Genomic DNA, 12,119 nt, shown 5'->3' on the forward strand with positions numbered 1-12,119 from the left:
TTTCACGCCGGCCGCGCTTATGGGGCTCGTGCCCCGGCCCGGTCGCGTTGCAGCAGCTCATGCGCTCCGCGCTCCGCCGGGGCTTGCTGTTTCCGGGGCGATCCGCCCCCCATGCTGAGGAAATGCCCGTGTCCCGTCGCCGCCAGATCTACGAAGGCAAGGCCAAGATCCTCTACGAGGGTCCCGAGCCCGGCACGCTGATCCAGTACTTCAAGGACGACGCCACCGCGTTCAACGCCCAGAAGAAGGGCACGATCAATGGCAAGGGCGTGATCAACAACCGCATCAGCGAGTATGTCTTCACCCGCCTGTCGCACATCGGCATCCCGACGCACTTCATCCGCCGCCTGAACATGCGCGAGCAGCTGGTGCGCCAGGTCGAGATCATTCCGATCGAGGTGGTGGTGCGCAACGTCGCTGCCGGCTCGATCTCCAAGCGGCTCGGCATCCCCGAGGGTGAGCCGCTGCCGCACACCCTGATCGAATACTACTACAAGGACGATGCGCTGGGCGATCCGATGATCGCCGAAGAGCACATCGCCTGCTTCGGCTGGGCCAGCAACGAGGAGATGCAGGACATCTCGTCGATGGCGATCCGGGTGAACGATTTCATGGTCGGCATGTTCGCCGCGATCAACATCCGCCTGGTCGATTTCAAGCTCGAGTTCGGACGCATCTGGGACGGCGATTACAGCCGGGTGATCCTGGCCGACGAGATCAGCCCCGATGGCTGCCGCCTGTGGGACATGGTCACCGGCGAAAAGCTCGACAAGGACCGCTTCCGCCGCGATCTCGGCGGCGAGGAGGAAGCCTACCAGGAGGTTGCCCGCCGGCTCGGCCTGCTCGACACCGACAACGGGCCGAGCGAGGTGTTCGACCTGTCGAAGCACCGCAAGCTGCGCGGCAAGTAGACCGGCTCAGAACGGCAGCGGCGCAAGATCGGGTTCGACCCAGTCGCGCCGCGCTGCCGGGCTGAACAGCAGATCGCGCGTCCAGTAGGTCGCAAGCCAGTCGCTGCGCCCCTGCGCCGAGGCCATCAGCCGCGCCAGCACCGCGGGCAGCGGCTGATCCTGGGCCGCGGCCAGATGCGCCGCCGCGGCGCGCAGCGAGGCGATCGTGATCGTGTGGTGATAGCCGGCGCTGGCGCTGTTCTCGACCCCGACGGAGTGGTTGTAGGCGCTGATCAGCGCGCGCATCGCCTCCGGCCCGGCCAGGTCGGCGCGGTACCTCAGCAGCCACAGCGCTGCGGCGAAGTGGGCTTCATGGGTCCATTCGGCCTTGGGCAGGGTGCGGGCGATCAGGCCCTGCGCCACCCGGGCGATCGCGCTCTCGCTGGCAAGCGGCATGGCGGGTTGGCCCTCCTGTCGATCCTTATCCGCGGTAAACCCCGCCCGGCCAGCCGGGTCAAGCGCGCGGCCGACGCAGCCCACCCCTCACTCGCCGCCCCTGTGCCGAGGTCTGGCTTGCCCTTGGCGCCAAGCCCCGCCACGCTCGCGCGATGCTGCGCCGCCTGATTCCCGTCCCGGCCTTCGCCCTGGCCCTGATCTCCACGCTGCTGCTGGCGGCCTGTGCACCGCAGCGGGCGCCGCTGGCCTCAACCCCCCGCCCGCTCTGGGCCATGACCGAAAGCGACATCGCGATCGATCCGGCCTTCCGCACGGGCACCCTGCCCAGCGGCCTTCGCTTCATCGTGCGGAAAGGATCGAATCCCGCCGGCACCGCGCTGGTCCGCATGGAGATCGCTGCCGGCTCGCTTGACGAGCAGGACGACGAGCGCGGCTATGCCCACTTCGTCGAGCACATGGCGTTCAACGGCAGCACCCGCGTGCCCGAGGGCGAGATGGTCCGCCTGCTCGAGCGCGCGGGGCTGGCCTTCGGCGCCGATACCAATGCCCAGACCAGCTTCACCTACACGCTCTACACGCTCGATCTGCCGCGCACCGATCCGGCCCTGCTTGACACCGCGCTGATGCTGATGCGCGAGACCGCCAGCGAACTGACCCTCTCGCCCGAGGCGGTCGCGCGCGAACGCGGGGTGATCCTGGCCGAGATGCGCGATCGCAACTCGTGGGGCTACCGCGCGGCGGTGGACGAAATGGGCTTCGCCCACCCCGCCGCCCGCTATCCGGCACGGGTCCCGATCGGCACCACCGCTACGCTCGAGGCCGCCACGAGCGCGCGGCTGCGCGCCTTCTGGCAGCGCCACTATGTGCCGGCCAAGACGACGGTCATCGTCATCGGCGATCTCGATCCCGCCGCGGCCGAGGCCGCGATCCGCGCGCATTTCGGCGACTGGGCCGCGGCCCCCGCACCACCCCAGCCCGATGCCGGTCCGGTCAATGCCGCCGACCGGGGGCGCACCGCGGTCTATCTCGATCCTGCCCTGTCCGAACGGGTCACCGCCTCGCGCCATGGTCCGTGGTTCGATGAGCGCGACAGCACCGCGCAGCGCCGCGAGACGCTGCTGCGGCAGATCGGTTACGACATCATCAACCGCCGCCTCCAGCGGCTGGCGCGGCAGGCTGACGCCCCGTTCCGCAGCGCCGGGCTGGGCACCAGCGACGTGTTCCGCGCTGGCCGCACCACCAGCCTGGTGGTCGACACGGTCGACGGAGGCTGGCAGCGCGGATTGCGCGCGGCGGTGGCCGAATACCGCCGCGCGCTGACCCGCGGTTTCACCGCCGCCGAGGTCGCCGAGCAGGTTGCCAACGTCCACACCGCCCACCGCAATGCCGCCGCCGCGGCCAGTACCCGCTCGAACGGGGCCCTGGTCGGCGCGGCGCTGGCCCTGATCCGCGACGATGTGGTCCCGGCCACGCCCGAAAGCTCGCTGGAGCGGCTGGAGGCATTCCTGCCCGCGATCACCCCCGATGCCGTGCTTGCCGCGCTGACACGCGAGCTGGTACCGCTCGACGATCCGCTGCTGCGCTTTGCCGGGCGCCGCGCCCCGCAGGGCGGCGCTGCGGCGCTGCGCGAGACCTGGCGAGAGGCCATGGCCGGGGGGCTTGCCGAGGCCGATCCGGTCGCGCTGCAGCCCTTTGCCTATACCGACTTCGGCCCGCCCGGCACGGTGGTGAGCGACACGCGTGAGCCCGCGCTCGGGATCCGCTCGGTGCGCTTCGCCAACGGGGTGCGGCTCAACCTCAAGCCCACCACGCTCGAGCGCGGGCGCATCTGGGTCAGCCTCCAGCTGGATGGCGGCGACATGCTGGCGACCCGCGCCAACCCGCTGGCCACCGACATGACCCTGGCCTTCGCGGCAGGCGGGCTCGGCCGTCACAGCCAAGACGATCTGCAGACGGTCCTGGCCGGGCGCACGGTCGGGTTCGACCTGTCATCCGCGCCCGAGACCTTCGCCGCCGCGGCCCAGACCACCCCGGCCGATCTCGCGCTGCAACTCCAGCTGATGACCGCCTATCTGACCGATCCGGGCTACCGGCCCGAGGGCGAGACGCTCTATCGTCAGACGATCAACGCCTTCTTCGCGCGCAAGGACGCGACGCCCGGCTCGGCGTTGGGGGCCGCGCTGGGCGGCATCCTGTCGGACGACGATCCCCGCTTCACGCTGCAACCGGTCGCCGCCTACCGGGTGCTGGGCTTTGCCGGACTCAAGGCCGCCCTGGCCGACCGGCTGGCCCACGGCGCGATCGAGCTGGCAATCGTGGGAGACGTGGCCGAGGACGAGGCGATCGGCCTGGTTGCCCGCACCTTCGGCGCCCTGCCCGCGCGCGAGGCCGAGTTCCGGCCCTATCCCGAGCAGCGCGAGCGGCCCTTCACCCGCAACCTCACCCAACGGGTGATCCGCCACACCGGGCCGGCCGACCAGGCCCTGCTGCGGCTGACCTGGCCAACCCGCGACGGCGACGATCCGGTCGAGCTGCTGCAGCTCGAACTGCTCGAGAAAGTGATGCGCATCGCGCTCACCGACAGCCTGCGCGAACAGCTCGGCAAGGCCTATTCGCCCGCGGCCGACAGCGACATGCCGCGGATCTGGCGCGGCTATGGCACCTTCGCCATCGCCGCCTCGGTCAGCCTGGCCGACCTGCCGGCGACGCGGACGGCGATCCGCGCCACGGTGGAGGAGCTCCGCCGGCAGCCGGTCAGCGATGATCTCCTCCTGCGCGCCCGCCAGCCGCTGCTCGAGGCCTTCGACAACGCGCTCAAGTCGAACCGTGGCTGGCTCGCCCTGGTCGAACGCGCCCAGTCGCGCCCGGACCGAATCGAGCGGCAACTGCGCGCGGCCGAGCGGCTGAAGGCGCTGACCGCCGCCGATGTGATGGCAGCGGCGCGGCGGTATCTCGACCCGGCGGCCGCGATCGACGTGGCCGTGATCGCCGCCGAGGTGCCGCGTTAACCACTGCCCCGGCGGGCTCCGGCAGTCTCCCCAACCGGTTCGGCAACGCCAAATAAACCATTGGTCTGTAAACGCGAAAATTACCCGCGGGAAAACGAAGTCTTAACCGCACTGGCGCTACCCCATCCTGTGAATCCATCAGGTGGCACTCTTCGGTATGGTTAATCCGCTTCTTCGGACACGCTCCGATCCCGCTGACGCCGCTTCCCCGCGTCGGTTGCTGTCACGCCTTGCCCGCGATCGCAGCGGCAACGTCCTCGGCATCGCCGCGGCCGTGGTTCCGCCGCTGCTCGTCCTCGTCGGCGGGGGCGTCGACATGGGCCGCGCCTATCTGACCCAGACCAGCCTGCAGGCCGCCTGCGACGCCGGGGTGCTCGCCGGGCGGCGCGCCCAGGCCAAGTCCGGGCAGTGGACCTCGTCCGAGATCGACAAGGCCACGCGGATGTTCAATTTCAACTTCCTGGCCGCCGGGACGAACTCGACCAACACCAGCTTCACCCCCACCAACGCCGGCAACGGTGTGGTCAGCGGCACCGCCACCACCACCATGCCGACCTCGGTGATGAAGATGTTCGGCCGCGACAACTTCACCCTGACCGCCAACTGCAGCGCCGAGTTCCAGATCTCGAACATCGACGTGATGTTCGTGCTCGACACCACCGGCTCGATGGCGTGCCTGCCCAACAACACCAGCTGCGGCTCGGGCACCGGTTCGAAGATCCTCGCCCTGCGCGAGGCCGTGCGCCAGTTCTACTTCACCATGGCCCAGGCCGTTCCCGCCGGGGGCACGGCCCGTCTACGCTTCGGCTTCGTGCCCTATTCCGGCACGGTCAACATCGGCAACCTGGTCGCCGCAGGCGACATCCCCAGCACCTACCTGACCGCGTCGACACCCTATTCCACGAAGTACGCCAACTTCGACACGCCGAACTGGGTGGGCGACCGCGGCCCCAGCACGGTGGTCAACCGCACCAGCACGCGCAGCAGCAGCAGCTCCTGCACCTCGTGGGGCAATGCCCCGGCGGTCACGACCGGCGGCCCGCCGCCAGCGAATACCACGACCACCGAATATGCGCGGGTCAGCTATGACCGCAATTCGGACATCTGCACCCGCTCGGAAACCACCTACACCACGACCAACTATGTCCAGAACGGGTTCAGGCTGAACCCGGCGACGCCGTTCACCTACCGGGTCGGCAATGTCGATACCTCGGTGCTGCGCACCGGCGCGGCCGATCCGATCGTGACCGCGATCGCCGCCAACGCCACCGTGCCGACCTCGGGCTCCTACGACATGGAGGCGCTGGCCCGGGTGACCGGGGCGACCGGGCTGACCATCACCAACACCACCTGGGCGGGCTGTGTCGAGGAGCGCGACACGGTCAACACGATGTTCACCAACAACAGCGCGCCGACCGGAGCCTTCGACCACGACCTGGCCTCGGCCCCGACCAACGATGCCACCCGGTGGCATCCCTATGTCGGGCCGCTGGTGTTCGATCGCGGCCAGCGCGCCCAGCTCGACACCACCTGGGACATCGGTTCGACCGCCGAGTTCTGCGTCCCGGCGGCGATGAAGTTCACCACGGTCGACACGTCCAACACCGCGGTGGTGCCGGCCTGGCTCAACACCTATCTCGCCACGCTGGTGGCGCGCGGCAATACCTACCATGACATCGGCATGCTGTGGGGCGCGCGGCTGGCCAACCCCAACGGGATCATGGCCAGCAACGTCAACGAGGGCAACCTGTCGAGCATCAGCCGCCACATCATCATGCTGACCGACGGCGAGCTGGCCCCCAATGGCGATGTCTACAACGCCTATGGGCTGGAATACATCGACAACCGGGTGGCCCCGGCGGGCGCCAGCGACACCACGATCTACGATTCGCACAACGCCCGCTTTCTCACCGCCTGCGCCACGGCCAAGGCGATGGGCTACACCATCTGGTTCATCGGCTTCGGCCAGAGCCTGACCGCGCAGATGCAGGCCTGTGCCAGCTCGGGCCGCGCCTACTTCGCCGGCGACGCCGCCGCGCTCAACGAGACCTTCCGGCACATCGCCAGCCAGGTCGCCGACCTGCGGCTCAAGACCTGATGGACCGGCGCGCCATGGTTAGTCCGATCCCTCCTGCCCCGCGCCCCGCGCGGCGCCTGACCGGCCTGGTCCGCCGGCTGGCGCGCGAGCGCGACGGGGCGGCGCTGATCGAGTTCGCGATCATCACCCCGGTGCTGCTGATGATCACGCTCGGCTCGCTCGAATTCGGGCTCAACGTCTACATGCGCTCGGTGCTCGAGGGGGCGATGCTCCAGGCCGGCCGCAACTCGGGGCTGCAGAGCTCCCAGTCCGACCAGTCCGCGATCGACCAGCTGGTCCGCACCCAGGTGCGCAACATCCTGCCCAACGCCACGGTAACCTTCGACCGCGACAACTACGCGTCGTTCTCGCGCGTCGACAAGCCCGAGGACTTCACCGACGGCAACAGCAACGGCGTCTATGACACCACCGAGTGCTTCCAGGACGTCAACGGCAACAACCGCTGGGATGCCGACAGCGGCCGGGACGGCATCGGCGGCGCCAACGACGTGGTCGAGTATACCGCGACGGTGACCTATCCCAGCTTCATTCCGGTGGGCGGGGCGCTCGGCATCTCGCCGACCACGCGGATCCAGGCGAAAACCCTGCTGCGCAACCAGCCCTTCGCCACCCAGCCCGGGTGGAGCGCCCGGCAGGTCTGCCCGTGAGCGGCCGGTCGCGCCTGGTCCCGCCCCGGGCAGGCCGCCTTGGCGTCGCGCTGGGCCGCTTCGCCCGGCGGCTGCGCCAGGATCGCCGCGCGATCTCCGCGGTCGAATTCGCCATGGTCGCGCCGGTGCTGTCGGCGGCCGGACTCGGCACGATCGAGCTCGCCAACATGGCCACCACCTACATGCGCGTCAGCCAGGCGGCGATGATGCTGGCCGACAACGCCTCGCGCGCCAAGCAGGCCAGCGGCAGCGGCGGCGCGGTGATGCGCGAATTCGACGTGAACGACCTGTTCGCCTCGATCGACCTGCAATACCCGGGCCTGCAGATGTACGCCAATGGCCGGGTGATCCTGTCCAGCCTCGAGCAGAACAATGCCGGCGGCCAGTGGATCCACTGGCAGCGCTGCCGCGGGGTGACCACCTGGGCCTCGCGCTATGGCGGACAGGGCACCGGCACGGCCACCGGCACCAGTTTCGCCGGCATGGGCCCCACTGGCAACCTGCTCACCGCCGACGCCAATTCGGCGATCATGTTCGTCGAAGTCTACTACCAGTACCGCCCGATCTTCTTCAACGTCGGCAGCTCGACCGCACCGGTGATCTACCGCTCGGCCGCGGTCTACGTACGCGACGACCGCGATCTGACCGGGGGCAGTCCCTATCCCGGGGCCGGGCTCGCCAATCCCTCGCCCACCTCCAGCCGTTCGAGCTGCTGACCCGGCATCTCCGGGCTTCCGGCTAAGGTTTCATGCTTAACTCCGGCTTGCCGGTGCCGTTCAACGGCTCATGTCCGCGACCGATTTCCGTCCGCCCCGTGCCCCCGGCCTGCTCGCCCGCCTGCGGACCGTTTGGTCCGCCCGGCCGTCGCCCGAGGCCGATCCGGCGCCGCCGCCCCCGGGCGACACGCCCGATCCCGCGCACGGCCCGCAGGCCACGTTCGAGGAAATGACCGCGTTTCTGGCACGCCACGGGCTGCGCCTGTCGCAATCGACCCTGCTGGCCGCCTATGACTGCGTGACCGGGAACGATCCGCGGCTGGCCCTCGCCGTGGCCGAACGGGACCGTGCCGGCGAGCCGATCTCGCTCGACTGGCTGGTGGGCTTCCGCCGCGGCGAAGGCGCCCAGGACGAGCTGATCGCGGTGACCAAGCTGATGGAGCGGCTCGAGCGCAGCCTCGAAAGCTTCAGCCACACCACCACCGCGGCGCGCAGTGCCACCAACGAGTATACCCTCGCGCTGCGCGACCAGGTGGACGAACTGCAGCAGGGCGGCGACACCGGGGCGATGCTGGCCGACGTGCTGGCCATTGCCCGGACCATGATCGAGCGCACGCACGAGATCGAGCGGCACATGATCCGGTCCGAGCAGGAAACCCAGGCGCTGCATCGCAGCCTGGAGGAGACGCGCCGCCACGCCGAGCTCGATCACCTCACCGGCCTGCCCAACCGCCGCGCCTTCGAGCACCGCCTCGACCGCGAGGTGGTGGCCGCGCGCGCCGCGGGCGATCCGCTGTGCGTCGCCTTCTGCGACATCGACCGCTTCAAACGGATCAACGACACCCACGGCCACGACGCGGGCGACCGCGTGTTGCGGGCCGTGGCCTGCGCGCTCAACGAGATCTCCGATGAGCGCTGCCACGTGGCGCGCCATGGCGGGGAGGAGTTCGTGGTGCTGTTCCGCGGGCTGGCGCTGAACGAGGCCTACGAGCGGCTCGACGAGACGCGCGACTCGCTCGCCGAGCGCCGCATGGTCAACCGCGCGACCGACGTGCCGTTCGGCAAGGTCACCTTCTCCGCCGGCATCGCCAACGTGTTCGACTATCCGCAACCGCGCGAGGCGCTGAAGGCCGCCGACGAGGCGCTCTATGTCGCCAAGCAGGACGGCCGCAACCGCATCGTCCGCGCCACCCCGCAGGTGCGGCTGATCTCCGGCCCGCCCAAGGCGGCCTGAGCGCGGCTGCGTTGCGCGCCGGCACTGCCCCATTTCGGGACAGACGCCGCTGCGCGCCGCAACGGGCCGGTTGCCGTCACCCCCAAGTCAGACCATAGTAAGGTCGGGGTCGGTCGGCAGTCACTGGCTTGGGGGGTTTTACATGAAGTTGAGACGCATTCTCGGCGCGCTTGCGGCCGCCGCCGCCGTAACCAGCGTAGCACCGGCCTCGGCTGCCAGCATCGTGCCGCTGAGCTACAGCTTCAACCAGGCTACCGACTGCGGCACCTGGTGCTATTCCGATCCGAGCTTCACCAAACTGACCGATGGCGTCCGCGGCCGGGCCGGGTGGGCCGTGAACGCCGGGACCGAATGGGCCGGCTGGACCGACCGCTCCATCAGCCTGTTCTTCAATTTCGCACCCGGGCAGACGATCGACACGGTCCTGTTCGGCTCGACCCAGGACAACCTCAGCGACGTCGTCCTGCCCTCGCTCGAAGTCTACAGTTCGGTCGATGGACTCATCTATTCACTCGCCGGCAGCCTCAGCGTGCCGCCGAGCGCCGCCAACAACAAGAACGCTTTCGACAATTCGGCGCCAGCCGGGGTGCTGACGGTTGGCGGGCTGAACATCACCGCCCCGCGCGTGATGATCCAGGTCACGGCAAACGGCCCCTGGACCTTCACCGATGAAATCAGCTTCACCGGCACCGCCGCCAGCACCTCTGGCGTGCCCGAGCCGGGCACCTGGGCGATGATGCTGATCGGCATGGCCTGCGTCGGGGCGATGCTGCGCCGCCGCCCAGCCGCCGCTGTGCCAACCGCGGCCTGAGCCGGCCGGCGCCGGTTCCAGCCGGGCGGAAAAACGGCTAGCTTCCGCCCGGCATGCCCCTTCCCGCCATCCTGTTCGTCTGCCTCGGCAACATCTGCCGCTCGCCGCTGGCCGAGGCCGCCTTTCGCCGCCGGGCCGCCGCGGCCGGGCTGGACTGCGCGGTGGATTCCGCCGGGACCGGTGACTGGCATGTCGGCAAGCCGCCCGATCCGCGCGCGATCGCCGAAGCGCGGCGCCACGGGATCGACATCGCCGGCTACCGCGCCCGGCAGGTGCGCCAGGCGGACTTCACGGGCTTCACCCACATCTTCGCGCTCGATGCGCAGAACCTCGCCGATCTCGCCCGGCTCGCCCCGCCCGGCGCGCCCGCGCGGCTGGCCCTATTGCTCGATGGGGTGCCGGAGCTGGCGGGCCAGCCGGTGGCCGATCCCTACTGGGGCGACGCGGCCGCGTTCCGCCGCACCTGGGAGCAGGTCGACCGCGCCGCCGCAGCGCTGGTCGCGCGCCTCGCGGGCTGACCCATCTAGGCGGCGAGGCGCGATCTGGCCTATGGCCGGGCCATGCTTGACCCTGCCCGCCTTGTCGCCTTCCTGCTGGTGAGCGGCACAACCAGCCTAATCCCCGGGCCGCAGATGCTGTTCGTGCTGACCCAGACCGCCTGGCGCGGACCGCGCGCCGGGCTGGGGACGCTGGCCGGACTGCAGCTGGGCAACCTTGCCTGGTATGTCATGGCCGGGCTCGGGCTGGGCAGTCTGGCGCGGGCGGCCCCGCAGGCCTTCACGCTGCTGGCCGCCACGGGTGCAGCCTATCTCGCCTGGCTCGGCCTGCTTGCGATCCGCCAGGCCGGGCAGGACGCGGACGCCGCCTCCGCGCCATCCCCCGCCCGACCCGCCGCCAGCGGCCTGCGCGCCAGCCTTGCCGTTGCGCTCAGCAACCCCAAGTCGCTGGTCTACGTGCTGGCCCTGCTGCCCCCCTTCGTCGATCCGCGCCAGCCGGTGGCCCCGCAGCTGGCCGTGCTGGCTGCCGTGGGGATCGGCTGCGACGTGCTGGTCGGCACCGCCTATGTCGCCGCCGGCAGCCGCCTCGCCGCCGCCCTCGCCCAGCCGCACCTGCGCCGCCGGCTCGACCTCGCGGTGGGCGCGGTGTTCATCGCCATCGCCGCGGGGATCGGCGTGCGGCTGTGGCTGGCGGGCGGGATCTGAGCCCCCGCACGGGCCCGGCCCGGGCCCCGGGCGCGGCCGCGCTGTCCTACACCGCCCGCTCCGGGGCATGATCGGGCCTTCTGCCACCCCGCCTGCCCTGGAGACCCCGGTGATCGACCATACCCGCCCCGCCGCCGCCGACCAGCCCGCCCCCGAGTTCGTGCCGGTCCCGCGCACCTGCAACCGCCACGATGGCTGGACCGCCGCGCGCCAGGCAGGCTTCATCGCCGCGCTGGTCCAGACCGGATCGGTCCGCGCCGCCGCCCATGCCGTCAACATGGCGCCCGAGGGCGCCTACCAGCTGCGCCGCCACCCCCGCGCCGCCTCGTTCCGCAAGGCCTGGGAGGCGGCGCTGGCCGCCGGGGTGCAGCGGCTGGAGGACATCGCGATGGAGCGCGCGCTCAACGGCACGGAGGAGCCAGTCTACTCCTATGGCAAACTGGTCGGCACGCGGATCGTCCACAATGACCGGCTGCTGATGTTCCTCCTCAGGAACCGCGCCCCCGCCCGCTTCGCCGCCAGCCAGACGCGCGTCGGCCTGGTCACCCCCAGCGAGCTCAAGCGGCTGAAGAAGCAGTGGCGCAAGGAATGGGAGGCCGAGCTGCGCGACCCGGTCAGCGCCGAAAAGGTGCGCCAGAGCATCGAGGACAAGCTCGCCCAGCTGCGCGACAGCATCATCGACCGCACCAGCCCCCGCACCGCCCTGCTCTATGCCCAATGGCAGGCCTCCAACGCGGAGGACGCCCGCAAGGGCGCACACTGGTGGGAGGAAGACGGCGCACTGTATGATGATGGGACGGCGCCGGGGGATTATGCGGCGGTGGAGGATGGTTCGGGGGGCTGATGGGGGAGTTGGGCGGGTAGCTCATGGGCGAGATGTGCGGCCGCTTTCGACCAGACCCAGTCACCCGGCCGCCATGCGGCTAAGAAAGCTTATGCCGAAAGCTGACGGCTGAGCGGTCCTAACGCGGGTACTGTGAAGCGTGCTGACAACCAAACGACTTCAGCAACCGGCTGTCGTTCGTTCTTGCTTGTCGTGAGAGCACCCTTAAATGGA

General features: G+C 70.1%; 11 protein-coding genes. 10 read left to right on the forward strand and 1 reads right to left on the reverse strand.

Translation table 11 applies throughout. The features are described 5' to 3' along the window. Positions 1–128 precede the first annotated feature (128 nt). Positions 129–911: a phosphoribosylaminoimidazolesuccinocarboxamide synthase gene (gene purC, locus H7F53_RS07105; protein ID WP_185678792.1), complete on the forward strand. Its 783-nt coding sequence runs from the start codon at positions 129–131 to the stop codon at positions 909–911. A 6-nt stretch (positions 912–917) separates the two neighbouring features. Here the strand turns inward: purC and H7F53_RS07110 are convergent, their stop codons facing one another. Further along, positions 918–1,346: a hypothetical protein gene (locus tag H7F53_RS07110; RefSeq protein ID WP_185678793.1), complete on the reverse strand. Its 429-nt coding sequence runs from the start codon at positions 1,344–1,346 to the stop codon at positions 918–920. A 152-nt stretch (positions 1,347–1,498) separates the two neighbouring features. On the opposite strand from H7F53_RS07110, the gene H7F53_RS07115 reads away from it, so the two are divergent. The 9 genes from H7F53_RS07115 (at position 1,499) to H7F53_RS07155 (ending at position 11,906) form a co-directional block, all read left to right on the forward strand. Next, positions 1,499–4,354: a M16 family metallopeptidase gene (locus H7F53_RS07115; RefSeq protein WP_185678794.1), complete on the forward strand. Its 2,856-nt coding sequence runs from the start codon at positions 1,499–1,501 to the stop codon at positions 4,352–4,354. 217 nt (positions 4,355–4,571) lie between these two features. After that, positions 4,572–6,452, forward strand: coding sequence for a TadE/TadG family type IV pilus assembly protein (locus H7F53_RS07120; protein ID WP_185678795.1), 1,881 nt, complete (start codon positions 4,572–4,574; stop codon positions 6,450–6,452). Between the two features lie 14 nt (positions 6,453–6,466). Continuing rightward, positions 6,467–7,099: a TadE/TadG family type IV pilus assembly protein gene (locus tag H7F53_RS07125; RefSeq protein WP_185678796.1), complete on the forward strand. Its 633-nt coding sequence runs from the start codon at positions 6,467–6,469 to the stop codon at positions 7,097–7,099. Then, the gene (locus tag H7F53_RS07130; protein WP_185678797.1) at positions 7,096–7,815 is read left to right on the forward strand and encodes a TadE/TadG family type IV pilus assembly protein; all 720 of its coding nucleotides are present in this window, start codon (positions 7,096–7,098) and stop codon (positions 7,813–7,815) included. Before H7F53_RS07125 ends, H7F53_RS07130 begins: the two co-directional genes overlap by 4 nt. Positions 7,816–7,885: 70 nt before the next feature. Further along, the gene (locus H7F53_RS07135; protein ID WP_246438651.1) at positions 7,886–9,049 is read left to right on the forward strand and encodes a GGDEF domain-containing protein; all 1,164 of its coding nucleotides are present in this window, start codon (positions 7,886–7,888) and stop codon (positions 9,047–9,049) included. Between the two features lie 142 nt (positions 9,050–9,191). Next, the gene (locus H7F53_RS07140) at positions 9,192–9,860 is read left to right on the forward strand and encodes a PEPxxWA-CTERM sorting domain-containing protein (protein ID WP_185678798.1); all 669 of its coding nucleotides are present in this window, start codon (positions 9,192–9,194) and stop codon (positions 9,858–9,860) included. 53 nt (positions 9,861–9,913) lie between these two features. After that, the gene (locus H7F53_RS07145; RefSeq protein ID WP_185678799.1) at positions 9,914–10,378 is read left to right on the forward strand and encodes a low molecular weight protein-tyrosine-phosphatase; all 465 of its coding nucleotides are present in this window, start codon (positions 9,914–9,916) and stop codon (positions 10,376–10,378) included. A gap of 42 nt (positions 10,379–10,420) precedes the next feature. Beyond that, a complete protein-coding gene (locus H7F53_RS07150; RefSeq protein ID WP_185678800.1) occupies positions 10,421–11,062 on the forward strand; it encodes a LysE family translocator in 642 nt (213 codons plus the stop codon). A 67-nt stretch (positions 11,063–11,129) separates the two neighbouring features. Then, complete coding sequence (locus H7F53_RS07155; RefSeq protein ID WP_185678801.1) at positions 11,130–11,906, forward strand: hypothetical protein; 777 nt, start codon at positions 11,130–11,132, stop codon at positions 11,904–11,906. Positions 11,907–12,119 lie beyond the last annotated feature (213 nt).

The sequence above is a fragment of the Novosphingobium piscinae genome, assembly GCF_014230355.1.
GTDB classification, from domain to species: domain Bacteria; phylum Pseudomonadota; class Alphaproteobacteria; order Sphingomonadales; family Sphingomonadaceae; genus Novosphingobium; species Novosphingobium piscinae.